This is a genomic window from Sphingopyxis sp., assembly GCF_050725615.1.
Taxonomy (GTDB): domain Bacteria; phylum Pseudomonadota; class Alphaproteobacteria; order Sphingomonadales; family Sphingomonadaceae; genus Sphingopyxis.
Window position 1 is genome coordinate 20,638 of sequence record NZ_JBOHHU010000002.1, and the last position, 26,827, is coordinate 47,464.

Sequence of the window (26,827 nt, forward strand, 5' to 3'; positions counted from 1 at the left end):
ATCTCTGGACCAGAGAAAGGGGCTTTCTGAATGAACCTCGAAAAATTCACCGACCGCGCCAAGGGCTTTTTGCAGGCGGCGCAGACGATCGCGATCCGGATGAACCATCAGCGGATCGCGCCCGAGCATATCGCCAAGGCGCTGCTCGAAGACAGTCAGGGCATGGCCGCCGGCCTGATCGCCAAGAGCGGCGGCGATGCCGCGCGCGCGGTGCAGGGCATCGACGCGCTGCTTGCCAAGGTGCCCGCCGTGTCGGGTTCGGGCGCGCAGGCGACGCCGGGGCTCGACAATGATGCGGTGCGGCTGCTCGACCAGGCAGAGCAAGTGGCGACCAAGGCGGGCGACGGCTTCGTCACCGTCGAGCGGCTGCTGCTCGCGATGGTGCTGGCGGCGGGCACGCCGGTCGCCAAGGCCTTCGCCGACGCCGGCGTGAAGGCCGACGCGCTCAACGCCGCGATCAACGAGCTGCGCGGCGGCCGCACCGCCGACACCGCGAGCAGCGAAGACCGCTATGAAGCGCTCAAGAAATATGCCCGCGACCTCACCGAAGTCGCGCGCGAGGGCAAGCTCGACCCGGTGATCGGCCGCGACGAGGAAATCCGCCGCACGATCCAGATTCTCGCGCGCCGGACCAAGAACAACCCGGTGCTGATCGGCGAAGCCGGCGTCGGCAAGACCGCGATCGCCGAGGGCCTCGCGCTGCGCATCGTCAACGGCGACGTGCCCGACAGCCTCAAGGACCGCCGCCTCCTGTCGCTCGACATGGGTGCGCTGATCGCGGGCGCCAAATATCGCGGCGAGTTCGAGGAGCGCCTCAAGGGCGTGCTCGACGACGTCAAGGCCGCCGAGGGCGAGATCATCCTGTTCATCGACGAGATGCACACGCTGGTCGGTGCGGGCAAGGGCGAGGGCGCGATGGACGCCTCGAACCTGCTCAAGCCCGCGCTCGCGCGCGGCGAGCTGCACTGCATCGGCGCAACGACGCTCGACGAATATCGCAAGCATGTCGAAAAGGACCCCGCGCTCCAGCGGCGCTTCCAGCCCGTCTTTGTCGGCGAGCCGACGGTCGAGGATTCGATCTCGATCCTGCGCGGCATCAAGGAGAAATATGAGCTGCACCATGGCGTGCGGATCACCGACGGCGCGATCGTCGCCGCCGCGACGCTGTCGAACCGCTATATCTCCGATCGCTTCCTGCCCGACAAGGCGATCGACCTGATGGACGAGGCCGCGAGCCGCATCCGCATGGAAGTCGAATCGAAGCCCGAAGAGATCGAGAGTCTCGACCGCCGCATCATCCAGATGAAAATCGAGGAATCGGCGCTCGGCAAGGAAAGCGACGCCGCGTCGAAGGACCGGCTCGCCACGCTGCAGGGCGAACTCGCCAATCTCGAGCAACAGTCGGCCGAGATCACCCAAAAATGGCACGCCGAGAAGGACAAGATCCACGCCGAGGCGAAGATCAAGGAAGAGCTCGACGCAGCGCGTTCGGCGCTCGACCAGGCACAGCGCGCGGGCGACCTCGCGAAGGCGGGCGAGCTCAGCTACGGCACCATCCCCGGCCTCGAAAAGCAGCTCGAAGCGGCGCAGGCGGCGGCGGGCAATGCGATGCTACGCGAAGAGGTCACCGCCGACGACATTGCGGCGGTGGTCAGCAAATGGACCGGCATCCCCGTCGACCGGATGATGGAAGGTGAGCGCGAGAAATTGCTCGCGATGGAATCGACGCTCGAAAAGCGCGTGATCGGCCAGGACGATGCGGTGCGCGCCGTATCGACCGCCGTGCGCCGCGCGCGTGCGGGGCTTCAGGACCCGAACCGTCCGCTCGGCAGCTTCCTGTTCCTCGGCCCCACGGGCGTCGGCAAGACCGAGCTCACCAAGGCGCTTGCGCGCTTCCTGTTCGACGACGACAATGCGATGGTCCGCATCGACATGTCCGAATTCATGGAAAAGCACAGCGTCGCACGGCTCGTCGGCGCGCCCCCGGGCTATGTCGGCTATGAGGAGGGCGGCACGCTCACCGAAGCGGTGCGCCGCCGGCCCTATCAGGTCGTGCTGTTCGACGAGGTCGAAAAGGCGCACCCGGACGTCTTCAACATCCTGCTCCAGGTGCTCGACGACGGGCGGCTCACCGACGGGCAGGGCCGCACGGTCGACTTCACCAATACGCTGATCATCCTGACCTCGAACCTCGGCAGCCAGGCGATCGCCGCGCTGCCCGACGACGCGCCGGTCGAACAGGCCGAGCCCGCCGTCATGGAGGTCGTACGCGCGCATTTCCGGCCCGAGTTCCTGAACCGGCTCGACGAGATCGTGCTCTTCAACCGTCTCGCGCAGCAGCATATGGGCGGCATCGTCGATATCCAGGTCGCGCGGGTGCAGAAGCTGCTCAATGATCGCAAGGTGACGCTCGACCTCAGCGACGCCGCGCGCGCCTGGCTCGGCCGCGTCGGCTATGACCCCGTCTATGGGGCGCGGCCGCTGAAGCGTGCGGTGCAGAAATATCTGCAGGACCCGCTCGCCGACCTGATCCTGAAAGGCGCGGTCAAGGACGGCTCGACGATCAAGGTCGACGAGGGCGATGGCGCTCTCAAGCTGACCGCAGCGTAACAAAAAAGGGCGGCAGAAATGCCGCCCTTTTCTTTTTTTGATCCGAGACCGGCCCTAGAGGCCCAGGCTCGCGAGGTTCACCTTCACCCCCGCATAGACATAACGCCCGCGGAAACTCGACGGATAGTTGAGCTCGCCGACGTCGGGATCGCGCCCGAAGATGTTGTTCACCCCGGCATAGAATTGGAAGCGCTCGTCGTCGGTCTTGAAGCCGAGCTGGACGTCATGCTCCCATTTCTCGCGGTAGAAGATGTACTTCGGATCGACGAGATCGGGGTTGGCCTCGATCTGCTCGGTGGTGAAGCGCCGCGTCTTGCTGAAATAATTGACGCCGTAATTGAGCGACCAATTGTCCTTCACCCAGGTGATGTCGAGCGTGCCGTTCCACTTCGGCGCGAACGCCTCGGTCCGGTCGTTGTCGACCTCTGCCCTAGGGGTCGAGATGAAGGTCAGGCTGTCGAGATAGCCGCCGGCGAGCCGCACATTGAACTGGCCAAGGCTGTCGCTCGGCCGGAAGCCATAGTTGATCGTGAAGTCGGCGCCCGACGTCGTGAACTGCGACACGTTGAGCGGCCGCAGCAGATAGTCCGAAACGAAACCGGTGGTCGGGTCGCGGGTGATCAGGTCGCAGAACTGGTTGTCGAGCGTCGGCTGGTCGACGCACGCGTCGGTCAGGTCCTGCGCGGTCGCGGTGGTGATCGCGTTGGCGATTCTGATGTCGTACCAGTCGAAGGTCGCGACCAGCCCCGGAACGAAGCGCGGCCGCAACACCACTCCCGCCGTCCAGGTTTTCGCTATTTCCTCGTCGAGGAAGGGCGTACCGATCGTGCGCCCCGGCAGCGACGCCGTCGCCTGCGGACTGTTGACCGGATGGAAGGTCGCCGGATCGATGCCGAGCGCGGTCAGCGTCGCATTGCAATTGGCGACGCGGAACGAGGTGCCCTCGGCGAGGTTGGTGGGATCGCACGGGTCGTCGATGAACGCGAAGGTCCCGTTCTGCGGCGCGAACAATTCGGTAAGGTTCGGCGCGCGCACCGCCTCCGAATAGGTCCCGCGGAACCTTATGTCGCGCACCGGCCCCCAGGTGGCGTCGACCTTCCACGTCGTCGTGCCGCCGACGGTCGAATAGTCCGACAGGCGGATCGCCGCGCCGAATTGCAGGATGTCGGCGAAGGGTACGCCGCGCAGCACCGGGATGTTGAGCTCGGCGAACACCTCCTTGACGTCGAAGCTGCCCGTCTCGGGGAATTGCGGCGCGAGGTCGGCGAGCGCGTCCTGAACGAGGAAGGCGTCGGGGACGAAGTTCGACTTTTCCTTGCGATATTCGGCGCCCAGCGCGAAACCGATCGGACCGCCGGGCAGCTCGAAGTTCGCGCCGGTGTCGCCCGAGATCGAGGCGCTGACGACATGCTGCTGCACTTTGACGCGGTTGGCGAGGTCGACGTTCACCCATTCGAGCGCGGCCTGGCTCGGCGAACCCTCGCCAAAGACGTTGAGCGGCACGCAGCCGCTGTTTGCGCCCGGGGTGAAGGTGATCGGGGTGGTGTTGGCGCCGATTATGAAGCCGTTCGGATCGCGCAGCGGCGCGGTCGGATCGAGCGTCGAGCGGCAGACGATATGGCCGTTCGGCGTCCCGGTCGTGAACGCGCCCTGGTCGACCGCATCGATCGCGGCAAAATAGCGGTCGCGCAGCCGGTAGTTGCTGTTCAGGAAGTCCGTCCTGGTCTGGCCATAGACATAGCTCAGCTCATAGGTGAGATTGTCGGTGAGCCGCCCGTCGAAGCCTATCACACCGCGCCAGGTGTCGCGCTCGGCATATTGGCCGCGCACCCCCATGTCGAAATTGTCGCGCGACACCAGCACGCCGTCGGGCAGGAAGCCATCGGGAAACCCGATCTCGCTGTTGAGGGCGTTGGGCACGACCAGCGCCGCGATATTCGCCGGAATGAACGGATTGTCGGCCTGGATCGTCGTGAAGAAATCGAACGACGGCTGCGCGAAGGAGAAATTCTTCGTCTTCACATATTTGCCCTCGACGAAGAGGCGCAGCGCGTCGCTGAACGCATAGCTGCCGAGCAGGTTGAGATTATGCTTTTCGGTCCGGGGCTGGAGGTCGCCCTGATAGCCCGCGATCGGCGTACTGTCGCCGCCCTGCACCACCCCGCCGGAGCCCGGAAGCGCGGTGCCGCGATCATAGGCTTTGCCGGCGCCGGTAAAGTCCGGCGCGAAGTCGATATCGACATCGACCGCGCCGCCCGGGGCGCTGTCGGCATAGCGGACATCATTATAGAGGATGCGGTCGATGATGGCCGGATTGTCGACCGGATAGTCCGCGAGATTCTGACGAAAGCTGAACAGCCCGAGGTTGCGCCCCGTCTTGCGCGCATCGGCGGGCACGCGGTCGTCGCGGTTATATTCGTAGGACAGCGCGATATTGCCGCGATCTTCGGCGAAATTGGTCCCGACGGTCAAAGAGCCATAGATGTTGTTCGCATCGCCGCGCGACGAGAGGCCGCTCTGGAACCGCGCGTCGACGCCCTCAAAGTCGCGCTTGAGCACGAAGTTGACGACGCCCGAGACGCCGTCGGCGCCGTACACCGCCGACACGCCGCCGGTCAGCACATCGATGCGCTCGATCAGCGCATTGGGGATGGTGTTGATATCGACCGACGCGGTGCCGGTGATACCCGAAATATGGCGGCGGCCGTTGACGAGCACCAGCGTGCGCTCGGTGCCGAGGTTGCGCAGGTTGAGCAGGTTCACACCGACGCCGCCGAACAGCGCGGTCGACCCGCCGGCGTCGGCCGTCGTGCTCGACCCGAGCAACGCCGGATTCTGGACGAGCAGGTCGGTGAGGTTGGTGAGCCCCGATTGCCGGATCGTCTCGCTGCCGATCGAGGTCACCGGGTTGGGCGAATCGGCCTCGGGGCGCGCGATGCGTGACCCCGTGACCACAATCGCATCGCCCTCGCCGGTCGCCGTGTCGTCGGCCGCGACCGCTTCGCCGGGCGCGTCCTGCGCAAAAGCAGGATTGGTGCAGAGCGCCAGCCCCAGGACCAGCGGCGCCGCGCCAAGGCGCAGGCTGGTCAAAACCACAAGGTTTTTCATCGACGGGGCTCCCTTATTTGACATCAAATAGGGGGGAGTCATGTTGGCGAGGGCCGCGCGCCAAAGCCTGCGCGCGCGTCGTCCGGCACGATCCACCCCGCTGTGCGCGACCGGGATTATCCTTAATTTTCTGTCAGTTCAGCGAAGCCCGATGCCCACCAAAGATGAAGGATCGGCACGGTGAGACAAGCGGCGACCGGCCAAATGGCGTCGCGCTTCGACGAATCGACGGATGGCGGGCGCGAGCGGGCGGTCAGGCGCGGCGCGTTCCCGCCGGATCCTTTAATTGCTGTGATTGACCGGCGCGCGCGTCATCGCTTCGGCGGTGTCGCGGGCGTCCTGATTTTCGGTCGCCCACACTTTCTTCCACTGCTCATTGGTATGGCAGACACGGTTCTTCTTCACCAGCGAGCCGATTTCGAGCGTCTTGCGGCACTTGATATAATAGGGATGGGTCAGCGCCAGCCCCACATTATAGGCCTTAATCTCGGTCGGCGTCATTTCCGACGGCATCCGTGTCGGCGGCGCCCGATCGGCGGCCGCGTCGGACGCCGCGTCGGACGCCGCTGCCGCGGTCGATCCCATGAGCGCCAGCGCGAACATCATCTTCAACATCGTCACGGCCCTTTTCCCTCAATGCGGCGCGGCTTTCACTGCGGGCGGATGATCTGCGGGCCCACATCTTCTGCGATCTCGCGCGAATTGGTCCAGCCGCGCGCCAGCGTTTCCATCGAATCGCGGGCATCCTGATTGCCCTTGTCGGTGATCTGCCGCCACTGCGCATTGGTGTTGCACACGCGGATCTTCTTCACCAACGATCCGACTTCTTCGATCTTGCGGCATTTGATATAATTGGGGTCGGCAAAGGCGAGGCCCTGATTATGCGCATCGATTTCGGCGCCGGTCATGTCCGACGGCGCGCGCGCCAGCGGCATGGCCTCGTCGGCCGAGGCGGCCAGCGGCGCCCCGGCGACGGCCAGCATCAGGATGGCAGAAACAGCACGCATCGTCACCTCCCCCGATCCCTATCCGTCAGTTCGACCCGCCTGCCGCCTTGCTCGTCATCGCTTCGGCCGTGTCGCGGGCATTTTGGTTGCCCTTCGCGTTCACGTCCTTCCATTGTTCGTTGGTGTAGCAAACGCGGTTCTTTTTCACCAGCGAGCCGATCTCGAGCGTCTTGCGGCATTTGATATAATAGGGATGGGTCTGCGCCAGCCCGACATTATACGCCTTGATCTCGGTCGGCGTCATTTCCGACGGCCTTTTGGTCGGCGGCGCGCGGTCGGTGGCGGCCTCTTCGGCGGCAAAGGCGGCGGGCGCGGCGACCAGCGATACGGCGACCAGCGCGGTCCAATATTTACGCATGACAATCCTCCTTGTCGCCGGGCCAGCCGGCGGCATCAATGGCGCATCATAAATCGGCGCGGGCCGCTTCGCCAAGCGGAATTTCGGGCAAGGACAAACACCTGCCGCCCGGCGCCGCTCAGCGCGGGATCGCAAAGCCGGTCGCGTCCGCAGCGGCGAAATAGCGGGTTAACAGCGCTTGCTCATTCGGGCTGAGATGCGGGTTCCAGACGTCGAAGATCAGCACCGCGCGCAGGGTATCGCTGTCGTTCCACGCTTCATGCTCGATCGTGTCGTCGAAGACGAAGGCCTTGCCTTCCTCCCACATCTGCGTCTCGCCGCCGACGCGAAAGCCGCAGCCCGGCGGCACGATCAGCGGCAGGTGGACGATCGCGCGCGTGTTGGTCACCCCGGTGTGCGGGGGAATGCGGGTGTGCGGTTTGAGCAGCGAGAAAAAGGCGCTCGGCGACCGGCCCGGAATATGGGCGCCGGGCACCGCGCCCAGCGCCGCCGCCGTCGCCGGGCAACGTTCAAGCACCGCCTGGTTCGGTTCGCCATATTCCCACAGGAAACAGGCGCCCCAATCGAGCCGGTTGTCGAGCGGCGACCAGATCGAGGCCGGGGTGCCGGCGTCCATCCGGACATAGGGGCGCAACGCGTCGCCGGGATCGTCGAGCAACGCCAGGAGCTCGCTGCGGATCGCGTCGGTTTGCGCCTCGATGTCGGGCATCCACGAAAAATGGTGGCGGTCGAAAAATTCGTCGGCGGGCAGGAAGGGGTAATAGAGCCCGGCGCATTCGTTGCGATAGATTTGCCGCCGGCCCAGCGCGTTGGCGACAAAGGCGTCGCCGCGCCGCGCCTCGGTTTCGTTCAGTTCGCCGCGCATCGGCGCGAGCGCCGCCGTCGCGGCAGCATATAGCGTATCGGTCGCGCCCGCGATGAAAGCCTGTCCATGGGCGAGCAACGGCGCGAGCGGCGGCGGCATCGGATCGAGCTGTCCGCCGAGCGCGGTCGCCGCGCTCCATGCGCCGAGCGCCGCGCCCTGTTCACCGCGCGCTTCATGGCGCTCGGCCTTGCGGATCCATGCCATCAGGTCGCGGCGGTCGAGCGCCAGCGCCGCGTCGAGCGCCGCGAGTTCGGCGCTATCGTCGCCAAGCGCGCGCCAAGCCGACGCCAGATTGCGCTGCAGCGCGCCCGAGCGGGGGTCATGGGTCGTCGCGGCGGCGAAATGGCGCGCTGCGTTCGCGGCATCTCCCGCTTGCAGCGCCGCGAGTCCCTGTCGGTTGGCTTCGGCGGCGGCGGGAGGCGGGGCACCATTGGTCATGCCCATGCTTGCCATCGACGGGCGCAATCGGCAAGGTCGTTCGATGACCGTTTCGGCCGCCCTTCGCACAATGTTGAGCGACGCCGAATGGCTCGCGCATCGCTATGATCCGGGGCACGACAGCTTCCATCTGCGCGCCGTCGGACGCGACGTCCGCGCGGCGGTTCCCTTTCTGACCGACGAGCATCTCGGCGGCCCCGGCACCCCGATGATCGTTCGCCGGGCGGATTGCGTCGCGGCCCTGCCCGCACCGCGGCCGCTGCATTTCCTCTTCCATTCGGCCTATTGTGCCTCGACGATGCTGGCCCAGGCGCTCGACCGGCCCGGCGTGGCGACGAGCCTGTCGGAACCCGTGCTGCTCAACGACATGGTCGGCTGGCGCCGGCGCGGCGCCGACCCGCGCGCGCATGGGCGGGTGATGCACGATGCGCTGGCGCTTCTCGGGCGCGGTTTCGATCCCGGCGATGCGGTGGTGGTGAAGCCGTCGAACATCTTCAACCCGCTGGCGCGGGGAGCGTTGACGCTCCGCCCCGACGCGCGCGCGATCTTGCTATACGCGCCGCTCCGCCCCTTCCTGCTGTCGGTGGCGCGCAAGGGGATGTGGTGCCGGCTGTGGTGCCGCGAACTGCTCGAATCCTATCTCGCCGACGGCTTTGTCCAGCTCGGCTTTGAACCGCGCGACTATTTCCGCCAGTCGGATCTTCAGGTCGCGGCGGTCGGCTGGCTCGCGCAGCAACAGGCTTTTGCGGCGCTCGCGGCGTGGGCGCCCGATCGCATCGCGACGCTCGACAGCGAAACGCTGACCGCCGATCCCGCCGCAGCGGTGTTCGCAGCGGCCCGTCATTTCGGACTGGCGGCGGACGCGGCGCATATTGCCGCTCACCCGGCGCTCGCGCGCAACAGCAAGTCGGGCGCCGCATTCGCCCCGGGCGAGCGCCAGCGCGACCTCGCCGCGGCGGAGGCGGCCTATGGCGACGAGATCGAACAGGTCGCCGGCTGGGCCGCGGCCGTGGCCGAGCAGGCCGCCATCCCGCTGACCTTGCCCCGCGCGCTGACGATCGCCTGACGCCGCCAGCGTCACCCCCAACCGCCACTTCGCGCCCCTTACCGCAGACAAAGAAAAAGGGGCGGACATTGCTGTCCGCCCCCGATTCTCGTGCTTGGCTGAAGAAGACTAGAACTTCAGCTTCGCCGACACCGCATAGCGGCGGCCCAGCGCGTCGTAGGTCGACGGGAAGGTGTTGCCGCTGTTGTAGGTGGTCGAACCGATCGTGTTGCCAAGAAGCGGCGGCTTCTTGTCGAGCAGGTTCTGCACGGTCAGGGTGAACACCAGATTCTCGCTGACGTTGAAACGCGTCGTCAGGTCGAAATAGTGCGCAGCCTTGATCTTGCGGAACTGCGGATCGACGACGCAACCGCCATCGTCGGTCGTGGTCGGGTTCGGACAGTCTGCCGGAGCACCCTGCGCCGCCGCAATGTCGTTGGCGAGCTGTTCGGGTTCGAACTGAACGCCGTCCATCCAGCGCCACAGCAGCGACACGTCAACCTTGTCGAGGCCGAGGGTGAAGCGGTTCGAGAACTGGAACTCGGGCTGGATCGAGCCCGTGAACGAGCAGTTCACGCTGTAGTAGCCGACGCATTCGCGGTTCAGACCGTTCGGATCGGCCGCATTCGCCTTGAACTTCGAGTGACGCGTCCAGTTGCCGACGAACGACCAGTCGAGGCTGCCAAAGCCGAGATCGGCATTGTAGTTCATCAACAGGTCGAAACCGTCGGTGTACAGGCGGCCCTGGTTGTTCGTGGTGCCGAACAGGCCACCGGTCGTCGCCGGATCGCCGTCGAGGCCGCCGGTGATCGGGTTACGACGGATCGAAAGACATGCCGGGTTGGTCGCGCTCGCAGCCGAGAGATTGTCGAAGCAAGCCCCGATGATATCGTCCGGCAGCGGCGTGCCGAGCACGTCGTTGATCTTGATGTTGTAATAGTCGAGCGACAGGTTGAAGCGCGGCAGGAATTCGGGCTGCCACACGACGCCGAGCGTCCAGGTGTCGGCCTTTTCCGGCTGCAGGTTCAGGTTGCCGCCAACGGTGATGTTGGCCTGTGCTGCGGTCGGGTTGGTGATCGAACCGATCGTTCCGGCCGGAGCGCCCTGTGCGATACAAACGGCGCGCAGGTTGGCGTTGGTCGTCGGGTTGTTACCGGCGCAGGGATCGGTGCCGAGGTTGGTCAGGCCGACCGTCTGCGGGGTGAACAGTTCACCGATGTTCGGCGCACGAACAGCGCGGCTGTAGTTACCACGGAACTTCACGCCCGCGCCCGGCTCCCAGCTGCCGCCGGCCTTCCAGGTCGTGGTGTTGTAACCGCTGCCGCCCTGGACGCTGTAATCCGAATAGCGGATGCCAGCTTCGAGGGTCAGGCTTTCGAAGAACGGCTTGTCCTCGATCAGCGGTGCGACGATTTCGGCATAGGCTTCATAGACGTCATACTGGCCGTCGATGTCCGGAGCCGCGCCGCCGGCGCCACCGAGTTCACCCGGCGTCTTGGCGAGAAGATCCGACGCCTGCTGCGCGCGATACTTGCGATATTCGCCACCGACCGCGAAACCGATCGGCTGGACAGCGCCCGGCGACGTGAAGCCGAGGTCGCCCGAGATGATCGCGCGAGCCTGGGCCAGCGAGGTCCGGTTGGTCGACGTGCTGTTCGCCGACAGGTAGGACGCCGCCGCCGGCGTGATCGAGCCTTCGGGGCCGAACAGGTTGACCGGAACGCAATCCGCGTTGCCGCTCTGGCAGGTCACGCCATCGTTCGACAGCGACGCTTCGCGGAAGCGCGACTGCAACGTGTAGCCCTTGATCGTCTGGATATTCTCCGATTCGCCATAGGCGCCTTCGATGTTCCAGTCGATCGAGTCGGTGATGCCGCCACGGGCGCCAACGCGATAGTCAAAGAAGGTGGTCTGATAGTCGCTGATACGCGGCCCGACTTCCGGGGTACGACGGTTCAGCGTGACCGTGACTTCGCGATAGTTCGGGTCGGCACGGCCGGTCGCGGTCGCCGCTGCGGCGCACTCCGCCGGGGTAAAGCGCGGCGTATAGGCCGTCTGCCCCGAAACCGCAGCGCCAGCGGCATTCACACCGTTAACCACCGGCGCCGTGTTGAAGGCGCAGAACTGGTTGCGGATCGCGGCCGGAAGATTGGGGTTGTTCAGGTTGACCGTAACGGTGCCGCCGAACGAGCCCGACGGCGCGATGATCGTCGAAACGGTCTGCTTCGAGAACATGCCGCGCGTATAGACCTCGACCGCATCGGACACTTCATAATTGGCCTGGCCATAGATGTTGAAGCGTTCGAACGGCGTCTGGAAAATGTTGAACGGGTTGAAGTTGTAGGTCGCGAAGGTGCCAACCGCCTGGCCGGCGCCGTTCACCTGACGCACGCCGCCATTGGCTGCGCCGCCCGGGGTCAGCGCCAGGATCGGCGTGCCGTCGGCAGCAGTCCCGGTCTGGGTGTACTGCGCGATCGTGTTCGGCGCGTTGCCGGCAAGCGGACGGGTGCCCGAGAAGCGCGACGGAACCGAGGTGCCCGAACCCAGGAAGGTGTTCGAATAGCTGTCGAGCGTATTGTTCGAGAAGGGACGTGCCCCCTGATAGACGGGGTCGGCCTGCTGGTAACCGATGCTCAGCACCGCGTTGCCGCGGCCATCGTCGAAGTTCGCGCCGATGGTGGCGTCGACGCGGAAGACGTTGCCGTCGCCCTGTTCGGTGATCTGTTCCGAAGCGGTCATTTCGAAACCGGCGAAATCGCGCTTGGTGATGAAGTTGACAACGCCGGTGATGGCGTCGGCGCCATAGGTGGTCACGGCGGCGCCGGTCAGCGCGTCGACGCGCTCGATCAGGGCCAGCGGGATGTTGTTAAGGTCGACGCGGCCGTTGACGTCCGACGGAGCAACGCGGTTGCCGTTCAGCAGGACGATGTTGCGGATCGAGCCGAGGCCACGAAGATCGACGTAGGAAGCGCCGCCGTTGCCGTTGTTGACGGCCGAACCGATGTTGGCGACGACGCCCGGCAGTTCGCGCAGAACTTCTTCAGCGGTGTTCGACTGCTTCAGTTCGATCGTGTCCGACGTGGTGACGTTGACCGGGGTCGACTGTTCCAGGTTGGGGTTGCGGATCAGCGTACCGGTGACGACGATTTCCGATTCGGTCGTCGCACCTTCTTCTGCGTCCTGCGCAAAGGCAGGGGCCGAAACGAGCGCAACGCTCAGCACCAGCGGTGCGGCGCCCAGTTTCAGCTTCGAATATTGGGTTTTCTTCACAGTGCAGTCCCTTGCTACTGATGGATAAGATACCCGGACCCCCATAGCGCAGGCGAAACGCCAGCACACAGAATGCCCCGATAGCGTGCGGGATGATCCCTCATTCAGGTGGAGTAAAGGAAATTCCCGGGTCTTCCGGTGGTTTCACCGGCCATTGTGACGTATTTGCAACAGCCTTGAGAGCGCGCGAAATTCTGTGTGCGACGCAGCATGTTACGCGACATAAAGTTACGTCGGTTACGAATTCGGGCGCGCGCTTCCGTTCGTCATCGGCCCGGCCAGCTTGCCGGGATCGAGCCGCCCGTCGCGCCATTTCATGCCCCAGTGCATATGCGGACCCGTCGCGCGACCGGTCTGGCCGACCGCGCCCAGCACCTGTCCCTGCACGACGCGGTCGCCCACCTTCACATCGAGCCGCTGACAGTGGAGAAAGGCGCTGTTGAGCCCCATGCCATGATCGACGATCAGCAAATTGCCCTCGAGCGTGAAGGGCGACGCGGCCGCCAGCACAACGACGCCGTCGGCGGGCGCCACAAAGGGCGTGCCGGCGGGCACCGCGATGTCGGCGCCGCTGTGATAGCTGCCCGGCTTGCCCTGATAGACGCGCTGCGATCCGAAAAAGCCCGACCGCCGCCCGGTCACCGGCCAGATGAAGCGCTGGCGCCAGCCGTCCGATGCGTGATCGGTGCGGCGCGCGGCGGCGATCTGCGCCAGTTCGGCGGGACGGCGGCGTTCGAAGTCGGCGTCGCTCGATGCGCCGCCGCGATAGGGCGCGTTGATATATTCGATGCGCCAATTGCCGGGCGCGACGGTCAGCGCGCGTTCGATCGTCCGCCCGTCGGCGAGGGTCGCGACGAGCTGCGCGCTGGTCGCCGCGTCGCGGTCGAAGGCGATCAGGAAAGTGCCGTCGTCGTCGGTCGGAATCGGCTGGCCATCGAGCGTCAGCATCGTGACCCCGCTCGGCGCCTGTCCGACCAGCGCCGCGCCTTGCTCGGCGGCGCCGCGCAGGATGAAATCGGCGCGCTGCGGCGGGCTCGGGCTGGCGACCGGCGGCCTGGGTTGCGCCGCCGGTGCGGCCGCAGCCGGGGACGGACGCGGGGCCGGTTCGCTCGCGGCGGGGACGCAGCTTCCGGCGATGATCAACAGCGGCAGCGCGGCGCCATAGCGCGCCCGGGCCCTTGCGCGCTTCATGCCGGGTGGTCGAGCGCCGCCTGCACCGAAATCGCCGCGCTCGCATAGGGCTCCTGCCGCGCGACCGACCAGTAGCGCAGCTCATCGAGCCCGATCGGCACGCCGGTGACCGCGCACAGCACATGGTCACCGGGCGACAGCACGCGAAAACCATTGGGCCCGAACTGCAGGCGGGCGAGGCGGTTGCGGCTGGCGATCAACATGGCGGAATGTCCGTTTGGAGAGAGATGATGGCCCCGACCATAGCAGTTTTGCGGCGCGCGGCCACCCCCGCCGGCGTCAGAAAAGCTCGCCCTGCCCCCGTTTCGGCGCTGCGGGCGGCGCCTTGCGGGCGGGTTTGGGGGCGAGCGGCAGCGCGTCGTCGCCCGTCACCGCGACCGAAACGTCGCCGTCGGCGAACTGCAAGCGCAGGTGGCCGGCTGCCCGCGCCTTGGCCGCGCCGGGCACGATCGCTCCATCGGCGTCGCGGACCATCGCATAACCACGCGACAGCAGGGCGCGCGGATCGAGGCTGTCGAGCAATCGCCCGAGCCCTTCGAGCCGCGCGCGGTCGCGGTCCCAGCGCCGCGCGAGCAGCGCCGGCCGCAGCGCACCCGACCGCGTCGCCAGCCGCTCGGCGGTCATCGCCAGCCGGTGGCGCTGCGCCCGATCGAGCCGGTCGCCCGAATCGTCGAGCCGCTGGCGCTGCGGCGCGTAGAGCGCCTCGCGCTTCGGCAAGTGCCGCGCCAGCGCCGTCAGCCGTTCGCCCGCCAACGCCTGGTGCCGGTTCGCCGCCGCGATCATCCGGCCGGCGCGGTGAAGCAGCAATTCCTGCAGCTCGGCACGCACCGGCACGGCAATTTCGGCGGCCGCCGTCGGGGTCGGCGCGCGGCGGTCAGCGGCATAGTCGGCAAGCGTCGTGTCGGTTTCGTGCCCGACCGCGCTGATCGTGGGGATGCGGCAGTCGGCGATCGCGCGCACGACGATTTCCTCGTTGAACGCCCACAGATCTTCGATCGACCCGCCGCCCCGCGCGACGATGACGAGGTCGGGGCGCGCCACCGGCCCGCCGGGCGCAATCGCGTCGAAGCCCCGGATCGCATTCGCGACCTGCGCCGCCGCGCCGTCGCCCTGCACCAGCACCGGCCAGACGATCACATGCATCGGAAAGCGGTCGGCGAGGCGGTGGAGGATGTCGCGGATCACCGCGCCGGTGGGCGAGGTCACCACCCCGATGACCCTGGGCAGGCGGGGCAGCACCTGCTTGCGCTCCTGGTCAAACAGCCCCTCGGCGCCGAGCCGTGCCTTGAGCTTTTCGAACAGGAGCATCAAAGCGCCCTCGCCCGCGACCTCGAGGCTTTCGACGACGAGCTGATATTTCGAGCGCCCGGGATAGGTGGTGAGCTTGCCGGTCGCGATCACCTCGATCCCGTCCTCGGGCCGGAAGGCAAGGCGCGCCGCCTGCCCCTTCCACATCACCATGTCGATCAGCGCATTATCGTCTTTCAGCGCCGCATAAAAATGCCCCGATGCCGCGCGCTTCGTTCCCGACAGTTCGCCGCGCACGCGGACGCGCGAAAAGCCGTCCTCGACCGTCCGCTTGATCGCCGCCGACAATTGGCTGACCGTCATATCGGGCGCATTGTCGCCGGGCGTCTGCTCGGCTAACAGCCGCGCGGCGCCATCATGGTCGGTGTCGGGAAAAGGGGTATTCATGCAAATCCTGCTGGTCGGCTCGGGTGGCCGCGAACATGCGCTGAGCTGGCAACTGGCACAATCGCCCTCCTGCGCCAAGCTCTATGCCGCACCGGGCAGCCCGGGGATCGAAGCGTTCGCCGAATGTGTCGCGATTTCGGTCGACGACATCGACGGCCTCGTCGCCTTCTGCACCGCGCACAGCATCGACTTCGTCGTCGTGGGTCCCGAAGCGCCGCTTGTCGCAGGCCTCGCCGACCGGCTACGCGCGCTCGGCATCGCGACCTTCGGCCCCGGCGCTGCGGCGGCGCGGCTCGAAGGCAGCAAGGGCTTCACCAAGGACCTGTGCGCGCGCGCATCGATCCCGACCGCCGCCTATGCGCGCTGCACCAGCGCCGAAGAGGCGCACGCCGTGCTCGAAGGCTTCGACATCCCCGTCGTGATCAAGGCCGACGGCCTCGCCGCGGGCAAGGGTGTCATCATTGCCGAGACTGCGGCGGACGCTGCCGCCGCGATCGACGACATGTTCGACGGCGCGTTCGGCGGCGCCGGCGCCGAGGTGGTGATCGAGGAATTTATGACCGGCGAGGAGGCGAGCTTCTTCGCGCTCTCCGACGGAAAAAACGTCATGGCGTTCGGCAGCGCGCAGGATCACAAGCGCGTCGGCGACGGCGATACCGGCCCGAACACCGGCGGCATGGGCGCCTACAGCCCCGCCCCCGTCCTCACCGCCGACCTCGAAGCGGCTGTCATGGATCGCATCATCCGCCCGACCGTGGCGACGCTCGCCGCCGAGGGCACACCCTATGTCGGCGTGCTGTTCGCCGGGCTGATGCTGACCGATCAAGGCCCGAAACTGATCGAATATAACGCCCGCTTCGGCGATCCCGAATGCCAGGTGCTGATGATGCGCTACACCGGCGACCTCGCCGCGCTGCTCCACGCCGCCGCGACCGGTGCGCTCGCGAGTGCGAACCCGCCCGCCTTCGCGACCGACTATGCGCTGACCGTGGTGATGGCCGCCAACGGCTATCCCGCGACCCCCGAAAAGGGCGGCGCGATCCATGGCATCGCCGCTGCTGAGGCGAGCGGTGCCCGCGTCTTCCACGCCGGCACCGCGCGCGACGGCGACACGATCGTCGCCGCTGGGGGCCGCGTGCTCAACGTCACCGCGACCGGCCGCAGCGTCACCGAGGCGCAGGCGCGCGCCTATGCTGCGGTCGACCGGCTCGATTTCCCGACCGGCTTTTGCCGCCGCGATATCGGCTGGCGCGAAGTCGCGCGCGAGGCCGAGTAAGCGTCGCTGGACGGCACGGACGCACGCGCATAGGCTGACGGAAAGACAGGGAGACTATCATGGCGTGGCTTCAGGAAAATTATGTCATCGCGGTCGTCGGGCTCCTCGTCGCGGTCGTCCTGCTCTGGTTCCTGTTCGGCCGCAAAAAGGCCGAAGATGCCGTGCCGACGGTCGCCCCGCCCGCCGAACCGAAGAAACCGCTCGAAGCGGTGAAGCCCGAGATCGTCGCCGCCGAACCCGCGCGCTTCAAGCCCAAAGAACCGGCGCCCGCGCCCGTACCGCCGGTAACGCCCCCCGTCGTAGCCCCGCCTCCTCCTCCGCCGCCGGTCGCGGCCCCGCCGCCTCCCCCGCCCCCGGCGCCCGAACCGGTCGTCGAAGCCGCGCCCGAGCCCGAAGCGCCGCCAGCCCCGGCGGAACTGGCGCCCCCGCCGCCCGCCGCCGCAGCGGAACCCGAACCGGCCCCGGCTCCAGCGCCTGAACCCGCTCCGGCTCAGGCTCCGGCTGCCGCGAAGGTGGACAATCTGCAGCTGATCAAGGGGCTCGGCCCCAAGCTCGCCGGCCTGCTGAACGGCCTGGGCGTCACCGGCTTCCAGCAGATCGCCGACTGGACCGACGCCGACATCGCGATAATCGACCCCCAGCTCGGCGCCTTCCAGGGCCGCATCGCGCGCGACAATTTCGTCGACCAGGCGGCCTATCTGGCGCGCGGCGACAAGGCCGGCTTCGAAGCCAAATATGGCGCGCTGGGCGGCGAGCTTTAACGACGGTATCGGGCGGATCGCCGCCGCTCCGTTTCCCGTCACCCCGGGCTTGACCCGGGGTCTGCCTTGTCTTCGATCCGACGGCGAAAGAAAGAAGGCGGGTCCGGGGTCAAGCCCGGGATGACGATGAAACAGGCGTCCGTTCTCCACCCCAGAACCGATCCTTTACCGCCCCCGAAAATAATCCTTTCCTACATTATTTCGCTATGCTCCAAACTGGTGGATGGAACCCTCGCCCTCGCTGTTGCTCGCCGAAACCTGTCTCGCCTTCGCGCCCGTACCGCAGCAGCGCCATCGCGCCGACGGCTGGACGCCCGAAACGCAGGCGCGCTTCATCAACGCGCTTGAGGCCATGGGATCGGTGGGCAAGGCCGCGCGCGCCGTCGGTATCGGCCGCGCCTCGGCCTATCGCCTGCGCGACCGGCCTGGCAGCGCGTCTTTCGCGGCCGCCTGGGATCGCGCGATAGCGATGGGGCGCACCCTTCAATATAGCATCGCGATCGACCGCGCGATCAACGGCGTGACGACCATCCGCGTTTTGAAGGGCGGCGCGATCGATGTCAGCGGCGGCCCCGACATGGCGGTCATCCACGCCGCGCTGCGCGACGAAGCCGTGCCGCCGCATGCCGCTAAAGCGACAAAGGAGACATTTTGACCGCGTGTGTCCGTATCTTTTGTCGCTTTAGGCGCGCCGGCCGTGCGTCACTCCGCGTCCTCGCCCTTCGGCTTGACGATTTCGCTGACCAGCAATTTGTCGATCTTGCGCCCGTCCATGTCGACGATCTCGAAGCGCCAGCCGCGGTCCTTGAAGACTTCGCCCTCCTTGGGCAGATGCTTCAATATCGCCAGCGCATGGCCGGCGGCGGTCGCATAGTCTCGGTCTTCGCCCAGTTCGATCCCCAGCCGTTCGGCCATCTGGTCGGCGGGCATCGACCCCGCGATGAGCAGGCTGCCGTCGTCGCGCTCGACCACAAAGGGCTCGCTGCCGATATCCTGATCCGACGCGAATTCGCCCGCGATCGCCGAGAGCAGGTCGGCGGGGGTCACCAGCCCTTCGAAATGGCCATATTCATCATGGACAAGCAGCACCGGCACCTCGGCGGCGCGCAGATTCTCCAGCGCGTCCATCGCGTCGATCTGGTCGTGAATCACCGTCGCGCGGCGCGTCAGTTGCTCGAGGTCGAGCGTTTCGCCGCGGAACAGCGCGCCCGCGATGTCGCGCGCCTGGACCACGCCGATGATGTCGTCGACCGACCCGCGCGCCACCGGCAGGCGGGTGTGCGGGCTTTCGAGCAGCTTCGCGCGCACCGCATCGGCGTCCGACGCGATGTCGATCCAGTCGACGTCGATGCGCGGGGTCATCACCTCGCGCACCGGGCGGTCGGCGAGGCGCACGACGCCCGAGATGATCGCGCGTTCGCTTTCCTCGATCACCCCCGATTTCGACGCCTCGGCGACGATCAGGTGAAGCTCCTCGGCGGTCACCCGGTCTTCCGATTCGCGGCTGAGGCCGAGCAGGCGGAAGACCAGCCCCGAACTGCTGTTGAGCAGCCAGACGAGCGGCGCCGCGATGCGCGACAGCCAGTACATGATCGGCGCCATGAAGATCGCGATCCGCTCGGGCGCGCGCAGCGCGAACTGCTTGGGCACCAGTTCGCCCGCGATCAGCGAGACATAGGTGGTCAGCGCGATCACCACGGCAAAGGCGACGGTCAACGCGGTGTCGTCGTCGAGGCCGAAGATCGGTTGCAGGCGTTCGGCGACCGGCTGGCCCAGGCTCGCGCCCGAATAGGCGCCGGTCAGCACGCCGATCAGCGTGATGCCGACCTGCACCGTCGACAGAAAGCGTCCGGGGTCGGAGGCGAGCTGGCGGGCGATCTTGGCGCCGCGACTGCCGCGCTTTTCGGCCGCCTGCAACCGCGGGTCGCGGGCCGAGACAATGGCCAGTTCGGACATGGCGAAAACGCCGTTGAGCAGGACGAGGACCAGGATGATCGCGACGTCGCCCCAGGGAAAAGGGGTCATCTGTTGTGTGTCCGGCGCGGCTGCGCCTGGCCCCTGTCAGCTTCGGTCATGTCCGCCCTATAGGCGAAAGGTGCCGCGCTGCACAATGGGCGGCCCGAACCTCAGCCGAACGGCTCGCTCACATCGCATTCAGGCGATGAATGGAACCAGAGGCGCGGCCGAATGTTATCGGCACAGCGACAGCAACGTCGGCCATCGGCCGGCCGCGCAAAAAGGGAGCGCAACATGAATATCAAGACCATCAAACTGGCCGCACTGGCGGGCATCGCCGCCGTCGGCCTCTCGGCCTGCGTCACCGACCCGGTGACCGGCGAAAAGAAGATTTCGAAGGCCGCGATCGGCGGCGTCGGCGGCGCTCTGGGCGGTTATCTGCTCGGCGACCTGATCGGCGGCAAGCACAGCCGGACCGAGGAAATCGTCGGCGCGGGCATCGGCGCGGTCGCCGGCGCGGGCGTCGGTTACTATATGGACCAGCAGGAAAAGAAGCTGCGCGAACGCACCGCCGGCACCGGCATCGACGTCGAGCGCCAGGGCGACCAACTGGTGCTCAACATGCCCGGCGACGTGACCTTCGACTACAACAGCGCGCTGGTGAAATCGCAGTTCCGCAGCGCCCTCGACAGCGTCGCCTCGACCCTCGCCGAATATCCGTCGACCTATATCGACGTCTATGGCCACACCGATTCGACCGGCAGCGACAGCTATAACCAGGGCCTGTCCGAACGCCGCGCGGCGTCGGTCGCCGACTATCTGGGCGGTCGCGGCATCCAGCGCGCGCGCATGGCGACGGCGGGCTTTGGCGAATCGCAGCTCAAATGTTCGCCCGAACGCAGCGAGGCCGATTATCAGTGCAACCGCCGCGTCGAAATCCGCATCGCGCCGGTCACCCAGAACGACGTGAACAACGCCGGATAACAGGAATTCCAGTGGATGGAAGGAGGGCGTCGCCGTCGAGGCGGCGCCCTTTTCCGTCGGTCAACCGAGGTTGAAGCTGGCCTTGATCCCGTCGATGACGAACTGCGCGGCGAGCGCCGCGAGCAGCACCCCGAGCAGGCGGGTGATCACCGCCTCGCCCTTGTTGCCGATCAGCCGCATCAGCGGCCCCGCCGCGAGCAGCGCGGCGAGCGTCAGCAACAGCACGAGCAGCAGCGCGCCAAAGATCACGAAAGCGCGGTCGAGCCCGTTGTTCTGCGACACGAGCAGCATCACCGAGGCGATCGACCCCGGTCCGGCGAGCATCGGCATCGCCATCGGGAACACCGAGACATCCTCGACCTCGGGGGTCGCCTTGACCTTTTCGGCGCGCTGTTCGCGGCGTTCGGTGCGCTTTTCGAAGACCATGTCGATCGCGATGATGAACAGCATCAGCCCGCCGGCGATGCGGAAACTGTCGAGGTCGATGTGCAGGAAGCTTAGCAAAGCCTCGCCGAACATCGCGAAAAAGACGAGGATGCCGCCCGCGATAAAGGTCGCGCGGATCGCCATCGAGCGGCGCTGCGCGGCGCTCGCGCCCGTCGTCAGGCTGGCATAGATCGGGGCGCAGCCGGGCGGATCGATCACCACGAACAGGGTGACGAAGGCCGAGATGAAGAGATCGAGCATCAGTTCTTGGCGACCGGCGCGGCGACCTGGTCGTCGATCACCGGCTCCATCGCCGTGCCGTCCCACAAGCGGACGGTGACGCGGCGTGCGCCATCGGGCTGAACGACCGAGGTCCAGCTCAGCGTCTGGTCGGGCGACAGGCCGACCACGCGATCCTCGCCCTCGGTGCCGCCCTCGATCGCGACGCCGGGCCGCGAGCCGCATTTCGCCTGTTTCGAGGCGATGAAATCGGGGGCCTCACGCGGGGTTGCCAGCGCGTCGCCATGGTCGAGGATCCACGCCATCTTGCCCTTTTTGGGATCGCGCAGCCAGACGGTGGTGAAATAGCCGTTGGCCGGCCCCTTCTGCCAGGCGCCGGTGGTGACGCCGACATTGCCGTCGCAGCTGACATAGACCGCATGCGGCTGCCATTTCACCGCCTCGGCGGGGTCCTTCTGCGATTTCAGCCAGTCGCGCGCCTTCACGCGCTGCGGCACGAACATCACCGCCTCGGGCGCCGACGTCTCGCGGAACGCGGTCCACTGGCCCTTTTCCTGCGCGAGCCGCGCAAAGGCGATTTCGGCGGCAATGAAGCCGCTGGGGTTCGCCGCGAGCGGGCGGTCACGCTCGCGCGCCGCCGCCACGCCGCCCGCGATCATCGCGAGCGCCATGGCGCCAACGAGCAGCCGGCGCATCAAAAACCCTCAGGATCGGCAAGGCCCGCGCGGCGATGCGCGGCGACGAGCGTGTTACGGAGCAGGCAGGCGATGGTCATCGGTCCGACCCCGCCGGGAACAGGGGTGATCGCGTCGGCGACCACAGAAACCTGCGCATAGTCGACGTCACCGACCAGCCGGCCCTTGGTTTCGCCTGCGGCAGGCGCGAGCCGGTTGATGCCGACGTCGATGACGACCGCACCGGGCTTGATCCAGTCGCCCTTGACCATTTCGGCGCGGCCGACCGCGGCGACGACGATGTCGGCGCGGCGCACCGCATCGGCGAGATCGCGCGTCCGGCTGTGCGCCATGGTCACGGTGCAATTCGCGCCGAGCAGCAATTGCGCCATCGGCTTGCCGACGAGGATCGAGCGCCCGACGACGATCGCGTCCTTGCCACTGAGATCGCCGAGCCGGTCCTGGAGCAGCAGCAGGCAGCCATAGGGCGTGCAGGGCACCATGCCGGGGATGCCGAGCGCGAGACGCCCGGCGCTGACCGGGGTCAGCCCGTCGACATCCTTGTCGGGATCGATCGTCGCGACCGCCGCCTGTTCGTCGAGATGGCCGGGCAGCGGCAATTGGAGCAGGATGCCGTCGACGGCTTCGTCGCCGTTGAGCGCCGCGAGCAGCGCTTCGACCTCGGCCTGCGTCGCACTCGCGGGCAGGCGATGTTCGAAGCTCGCCATGCCGGCGGCGACGGTCGCCTTGCCCTTCGACCCGACATAGACCGCGCTCGCCGGATCGTCGCCGACCAGCACCACGGCGAGCCCTGGGGCGCGGCCCGTCGCGGCCTCGAACGCCGGCACCGCATCGGCGATCCGCGCGCGCAGTCCTGCGGCAAAGGCCTTGCCGTCGATCACCCGCGCCGGATCGGTCGCCCGCTCCATCACGGTCATATCAGCCCGGCGTTGGCACCGACGGTGTAGAGATAGTCGAGTACCGGGCCGCGGATGATGATGAGCAGGATCAGCACGACCATCGGAGTCAGGTCGATGCCGCCGAAATCGGGCATGATCCGCCGGATCGGGCGATAGAGCGGCTCGGTGATCCGTTCGAGCACCAGCCACAATTGGCGGACAAATTCATTGTGGGTGTTGATGACGTTGAAGGCGAGCAGCCACGACATCACCGCCTGCACGATGATGATCCACCACAGGATATTGAGGAGAATCGATAGAATCTGAAGGACCATCAAATACATGAAAAGCTCCGGCCGGAAGGTCGAGGACGCCAACTTAGCGATGAATGAGCGTGCCCGCACCCCGTGCAGTGAAAATTTCGAGCAGCATCGCGTGTGGCACGCGGCCGTCGAGGATGACCGCCGCCTCGACCCCGGCATCGACCGCGGCAACGCAGGTCTCGACCTTGGGGATCATGCCGCCGGTGATCGTGTCGTCGGCCTTAAGCGCCTCGATCGCGGTACGATCCAGATCGGTCAGGAGATTCTTCTCCTTGTCGAGCACCCCGGCGACATCGGTGAGCAGGAAGAAGCGCTTCGCGCCCAGCGCCCCGGCGATCGCCCCCGCCATCGTGTCGGCGTTGATATTATAGGTCGCGCCATCGGCGCCGAGTGCGACCGGCGCGACGATGGGGATGAAATTGTCGTTGGTCAGATTCTGGAGGATCGTCGGATCGACGGCAACGGGTTCGCCGACGAAACCCAGGTCGACATGGCGCTCGATCCCCGAATTGGGATCGGGCTCGGTGCGCTTGACCTTCTCGGCGAGCACGAGGTTGGCGTCCTTGCCCGAAATGCCGACTGCGCGGCCGCCGAGCGCGGCGATCCAGCTGACGATTTCCTTGTTGATCTTGCCCGCGAGGACCATTTCGGCGACCTCGGCGGTCGCGGCGTCGGTGACGCGCAGGCCGCCGACAAAGGTCGATTCGATGCCGAGTTGCTTGAGCATCGCGCCGATCTGCGGTCCGCCGCCATGCACGACCACCGGGTTGATGCCGACCGCTTTCAAGAGCACGACATCCTCGGCGAAATCGCGCTGCGCCTCGGCATCGCCCATCGCGTGACCGCCATATTTGATCACGAAGGTCTCACCGGCATAGCGCTGCAGATAGGGCAAGGCTTCGACGAGCGTTTCGGCCTTGGCGAGCAGATCGGGCATGTGGGCGGGATCGTGGGTCATGCGGCGGCTTCCGTGCCTTCGGTGCCGTCGAGGCGACGGCCGATGGCCACCACCGCCATCACCATCAGCGGCACCATCACCGCCGACAGCACGATCTTGGCCAGCATCTGCCCCAGCATCAGGTCGGCGATCGGGCGGACGCCATAGAAACTGATCGTGATGAAGATCAGTGTGTCGACGATCTGACTGAGCGCCGCAGCTATGAAACCGCGGACGGGGAGCAGGCGGCCATTGTTCGCGGTCATCCGCGAAAAGATCCAGACGTTGAGGCTGACCGACACACCATAAGCGAGGATGCCCGCCGCCATCATCCGCCAGCCTTGTCCGACGATGATCGGGAAGGCCTCCTTCGCGGGCTCGTACATGCCCGCGTCGGTCGGCAGTTGGAGGACGAACACCGTCAGGATGATCGCGAGAACCAGCGGAATGAACCCGAACCGCACCAGCCGGTCGGCGACGACGCGGCCATGGAGTTCGGCGATGGCGCTGGAGATCGCGATCAGAGTGAGGAAGGGGAAAATCCCCGCCTCGACCGCGAGCGGGCCGAGTGCGACCTGTTTCGCGCCCAGAAAGCCGCCCAGCGGAACCATGCCGCCGTAAAGGATGGCAAAAAGAAACAGCGAAGGGGCGATCACGCGCGAAGAGGATTGTTCCATCGGCGCGCGATAGTCGGTTTTGCAGGCGCTGGAAAGATGCTGGTCAGTCGGGCGGATTATGCTTGGCGAGAAAGACCTCGATCGACCGCAGCAAGGTCAGCCGGTCGGCCTCGCGCGAAAAATAATGATCGGCGAGCGGGACCGAGACGAATTCGACCGACTTGCCCGCCTTGGTCATCGCGGCGTTCATCTTCACCGACTGGATATGATCGACCGTCACGTCCTTCTTGCCATGGATCAGCAGAAGCGGCGCCTTGATCCGCGCGATCGCGTTGATCGGCGACACGGCCGCGAAATCGGGGGTCATTTTCTGCCACTGGCCACGATAGAGCTTGGCGCGAAAACTGTTGCCGAAATCATTGACGTCGCGCCGCAAGTTCGCAACGCCGGCGATCGACACCGCGCAGCGATATTGGTCGGGATCCTTGGCGATACCCCACATCGCGGCATAGCCGCCATAAGAGGCGCCGACGATGCACACACGCTGGGGATCGGCGATGCCCTCGGCGACCGCCCAGCGCACGCCATCGGTGACGTCGTCCTGCATCGCGAAACCGAGCTGGCCCTGCCCCGCCTTCAGAAAGCTTTCGCCATAGCCCGTCGATCCGCGGAAATTGGGCTGGAGCACCGCATAGCCGCGTTCGGCGAGAAACTGGGCCCAATAATCGTAGGTGAGTGTGTCATGCGCCCAAGGGCCACCGTGCGGCATGACGATGAAGGGCAGATTCCGGGTCGCACGGCCACGCGGCATCGTCAGCACGCCTTCGATTTCCATGCCGTCGCGCGCCTTGTACGCAACGAGTTTCGACCGCGACAAACGCTTGCTGCCCATCGCCTCGTTCATCGAGGCGACCTTGGTCAGCGTGTCGGAGGGGGCGTGATAGAAGAAGAGCAGCCCCGGATTGTCAGGCGTGCTGACCGTGACGAGCAGGCGCGTCAGGTCGCGGCTGTAGCTTGCGATGCGTACGCGCGATTTGGGCGACGCGGCGTCGAGCTTCTGTTGAAGCGCGACCATGACCGGGTCGATCCAGCGCACCGCGTCGTCATTCTCCGACGTGTAGACGCCAAGCAGCTTCGCCCCGTCGGCCGACATCGCCACGCCTTCGACATCGGCATTCTCGGCGGCATAGACGGTCCGTACGTCCTGTCCGCTCGCGAGATTGACCTCGGCGACGACCGACCGCCCGCCCGATCCGTCCTTGATGACATAGCCATTGTCGGTGCCGGGGACGAACAGGAAGGGCACCGTCAGCGCTTCCTCGTCGCGCAGCGAGGCGCGTTCGATCGAGCGGAAACTGCCGCCGCCGTCGGCGCGGTAATAGAGGCTCGCGCGCGTGGTGTTGTCGCTATAGCCGATGCCGTAACGCACCCGGCCGAGATGGTCGGCGCCCCAATCCATGACACCGGATCGGCCGCGCAGCTCGGTCTTGCGGCGTCCCGTCACCACATCGACGCGATAGACCACCGGCCAGAAATCCTCACCCACATAGATGCTGTTCTGGCCGGCAACCAGGATTTCGGTGCCACCGTCGCCGGGCACCCACAGCAGGTCGGCGCTGTTCTGCCCCTGCAGATCCCACAGCAGCCGGGTGATCTTGCCCGTCGGCCTGTTGATGGCGATCATGCGCGAAATATACCAATTGTCAGCCTCGACCGGCAGCAGCGCGCTGAGCCCGACGATGATATTATCGTCGCCGACCCAGCGCAGCCACGCGATCTGGGTCTGGTCAGGTACGGCGATCGCGACGATCTTGCTGCGGTCTTCGCCGACCGGCATGATCACGATCCGCTGTTCGCCGCCGACCGCGAACAGGCCCGCGACATGATTTCCGTCGGGCGACAATTTGGCCATTTCGACGAACGGCAGACGCGCAAAACTCTCGGTCGGCAGCGGCGCGAGCGGCGCGGCGGCGGGGGGCGGTGGGCTGTCGGTCTGGGCCGACGCCGCCGGCACAAAAGCCAGAAAAATGGCGAGTAAAATCAAGCGGCCCATGCGATCCCCGTCTTCCAAGGCCGACATGTAGAAAGGAAATCCGGCACCGCCAAGCCGGTGTTCGCCCGCGCCTTGCCGACGCTTGAGGTCGACC

General features: G+C 66.4%; 23 protein-coding genes. 6 read left to right on the plus strand and 17 right to left on the minus strand.

All coding sequences use genetic code 11. The features are described 5' to 3' along the window. Positions 1–30: 30 nt before the first annotated feature. The gene (gene clpB, locus ACREB7_RS00680) at positions 31–2,610 is read left to right on the plus strand and encodes an ATP-dependent chaperone ClpB (protein ID WP_431590378.1); all 2,580 of its coding nucleotides are present in this window, start codon (positions 31–33) and stop codon (positions 2,608–2,610) included. Positions 2,611–2,664: 54 nt separating this feature from the next. Here the strand turns inward: clpB and ACREB7_RS00685 are convergent, their stop codons facing one another. The 5 genes from ACREB7_RS00685 to ACREB7_RS00705 all read right to left on the minus strand — a co-directional run bounded on the left by ACREB7_RS00685 (position 2,665) and on the right by ACREB7_RS00705 (position 8,386). Further along, on the minus strand, positions 2,665–5,718 hold the full coding sequence (locus ACREB7_RS00685; RefSeq protein WP_431590379.1) for a TonB-dependent receptor plug domain-containing protein: 3,054 nt from the start codon (positions 5,716–5,718) through the stop codon (positions 2,665–2,667). A 282-nt stretch (positions 5,719–6,000) separates the two neighbouring features. Further along, a complete protein-coding gene (locus ACREB7_RS00690) occupies positions 6,001–6,333 on the minus strand; it encodes a hypothetical protein (RefSeq protein ID WP_431590451.1) in 333 nt (110 codons plus the stop codon). Positions 6,334–6,368: 35 nt separating this feature from the next. Next, entirely contained in the window at positions 6,369–6,725 is a 357-nt protein-coding gene (locus ACREB7_RS00695) for a hypothetical protein (RefSeq protein WP_431590380.1), read from the minus strand. A 25-nt stretch (positions 6,726–6,750) separates the two neighbouring features. Further along, positions 6,751–7,083 (minus strand): hypothetical protein, encoded by a 333-nt coding sequence (locus ACREB7_RS00700; protein WP_431590381.1) that lies wholly within the window; start codon positions 7,081–7,083, stop codon positions 6,751–6,753. A 118-nt stretch (positions 7,084–7,201) separates the two neighbouring features. Continuing rightward, positions 7,202–8,386: an aspartyl/asparaginyl beta-hydroxylase domain-containing protein gene (locus ACREB7_RS00705; RefSeq protein WP_431590382.1), complete on the minus strand. Its 1,185-nt coding sequence runs from the start codon at positions 8,384–8,386 to the stop codon at positions 7,202–7,204. A gap of 43 nt (positions 8,387–8,429) precedes the next feature. On the opposite strand from ACREB7_RS00705, the gene ACREB7_RS00710 reads away from it, so the two are divergent. Next, positions 8,430–9,452, plus strand: a complete 1,023-nt coding sequence (locus ACREB7_RS00710; RefSeq protein ID WP_431590383.1) for a hypothetical protein — start codon at positions 8,430–8,432, stop codon at positions 9,450–9,452. A gap of 108 nt (positions 9,453–9,560) precedes the next feature. Here the strand turns inward: ACREB7_RS00710 and ACREB7_RS00715 are convergent, their stop codons facing one another. The 4 genes from ACREB7_RS00715 to xseA form a co-directional block, all read right to left on the minus strand. After that, on the minus strand, positions 9,561–12,701 hold the full coding sequence (locus tag ACREB7_RS00715; protein ID WP_431590384.1) for a TonB-dependent receptor domain-containing protein: 3,141 nt from the start codon (positions 12,699–12,701) through the stop codon (positions 9,561–9,563). 237 nt (positions 12,702–12,938) lie between these two features. Beyond that, positions 12,939–13,892, minus strand: coding sequence for a M23 family metallopeptidase (locus ACREB7_RS00720; RefSeq protein WP_431590385.1), 954 nt, complete (start codon positions 13,890–13,892; stop codon positions 12,939–12,941). Beyond that, positions 13,889–14,095, minus strand: coding sequence for a DUF2093 domain-containing protein (locus tag ACREB7_RS00725; protein WP_431590386.1), 207 nt, complete (start codon positions 14,093–14,095; stop codon positions 13,889–13,891). Before ACREB7_RS00725 ends, ACREB7_RS00720 begins: the two co-directional genes overlap by 4 nt. A 76-nt stretch (positions 14,096–14,171) precedes the next feature. After that, a complete protein-coding gene (gene xseA, locus ACREB7_RS00730; protein WP_431590387.1) occupies positions 14,172–15,587 on the minus strand; it encodes an exodeoxyribonuclease VII large subunit in 1,416 nt (471 codons plus the stop codon). Between xseA and purD the strand changes: the two genes are divergently transcribed. From purD to ACREB7_RS00745, 3 genes are all read left to right on the plus strand, one after another. After that, entirely contained in the window at positions 15,586–16,863 is a 1,278-nt protein-coding gene (purD, locus tag ACREB7_RS00735; RefSeq protein WP_431590388.1) for a phosphoribosylamine--glycine ligase, read from the plus strand. The two genes, xseA and purD, sit on opposite strands and share 2 nt — an antisense overlap. Positions 16,864–16,922: 59 nt before the next feature. Next, a complete protein-coding gene (locus ACREB7_RS00740) occupies positions 16,923–17,624 on the plus strand; it encodes a hypothetical protein (RefSeq protein WP_431590389.1) in 702 nt (233 codons plus the stop codon). Positions 17,625–17,847: 223 nt separating this feature from the next. Continuing rightward, positions 17,848–18,279 carry a hypothetical protein gene (locus tag ACREB7_RS00745; RefSeq protein ID WP_431590390.1) on the plus strand — a complete coding sequence of 144 codons (432 nt, stop codon included), beginning with the start codon at positions 17,848–17,850 and terminating at the stop codon, positions 18,277–18,279. 47 nt (positions 18,280–18,326) lie between these two features. On the opposite strand, the gene ACREB7_RS00750 is transcribed toward ACREB7_RS00745, so the two are convergent. Then, positions 18,327–19,649: a hemolysin family protein gene (locus ACREB7_RS00750; RefSeq protein WP_431590391.1), complete on the minus strand. Its 1,323-nt coding sequence runs from the start codon at positions 19,647–19,649 to the stop codon at positions 18,327–18,329. Positions 19,650–19,874: 225 nt separating this feature from the next. On the opposite strand from ACREB7_RS00750, the gene ACREB7_RS00755 reads away from it, so the two are divergent. After that, the gene (locus tag ACREB7_RS00755) at positions 19,875–20,564 is read left to right on the plus strand and encodes an OmpA family protein (RefSeq protein ID WP_431590392.1); all 690 of its coding nucleotides are present in this window, start codon (positions 19,875–19,877) and stop codon (positions 20,562–20,564) included. A 60-nt stretch (positions 20,565–20,624) separates the two neighbouring features. Here ACREB7_RS00755 and ACREB7_RS00760 read toward each other — a convergent pair whose 3' ends face one another. The 7 genes from ACREB7_RS00760 to ACREB7_RS00790 are packed head-to-tail and all read right to left on the minus strand — an operon-like array spanning position 20,625 to position 26,733. Beyond that, positions 20,625–21,251 carry a MarC family protein gene (locus ACREB7_RS00760; protein ID WP_431590393.1) on the minus strand — a complete coding sequence of 209 codons (627 nt, stop codon included), beginning with the start codon at positions 21,249–21,251 and terminating at the stop codon, positions 20,625–20,627. Beyond that, positions 21,251–21,925: a hypothetical protein gene (locus tag ACREB7_RS00765; protein ID WP_431590394.1), complete on the minus strand. Its 675-nt coding sequence runs from the start codon at positions 21,923–21,925 to the stop codon at positions 21,251–21,253. Before ACREB7_RS00765 ends, ACREB7_RS00760 begins: the two co-directional genes overlap by 1 nt. Next, a complete protein-coding gene (gene folD, locus ACREB7_RS00770) occupies positions 21,925–22,833 on the minus strand; it encodes a bifunctional methylenetetrahydrofolate dehydrogenase/methenyltetrahydrofolate cyclohydrolase FolD (RefSeq protein WP_431590452.1) in 909 nt (302 codons plus the stop codon). The genes ACREB7_RS00765 and folD overlap by 1 nt, the downstream gene beginning before the upstream one ends. Before the next feature lie 5 nt (positions 22,834–22,838). Next, positions 22,839–23,147, minus strand: a complete 309-nt coding sequence (locus tag ACREB7_RS00775; protein ID WP_431590395.1) for a YggT family protein — start codon at positions 23,145–23,147, stop codon at positions 22,839–22,841. A gap of 34 nt (positions 23,148–23,181) precedes the next feature. Further along, positions 23,182–24,084 (minus strand): acetylglutamate kinase, encoded by a 903-nt coding sequence (gene argB / locus ACREB7_RS00780; RefSeq protein WP_431590396.1) that lies wholly within the window; start codon positions 24,082–24,084, stop codon positions 23,182–23,184. Next, on the minus strand, positions 24,081–24,740 hold the full coding sequence (locus ACREB7_RS00785; protein ID WP_431590397.1) for a queuosine precursor transporter: 660 nt from the start codon (positions 24,738–24,740) through the stop codon (positions 24,081–24,083). The genes argB and ACREB7_RS00785 overlap by 4 nt, the downstream gene beginning before the upstream one ends. A 43-nt stretch (positions 24,741–24,783) precedes the next feature. Further along, complete coding sequence (locus ACREB7_RS00790; protein ID WP_431590398.1) at positions 24,784–26,733, minus strand: alpha/beta hydrolase family protein; 1,950 nt, start codon at positions 26,731–26,733, stop codon at positions 24,784–24,786. Positions 26,734–26,827: the final 94 nt, after the last annotated feature.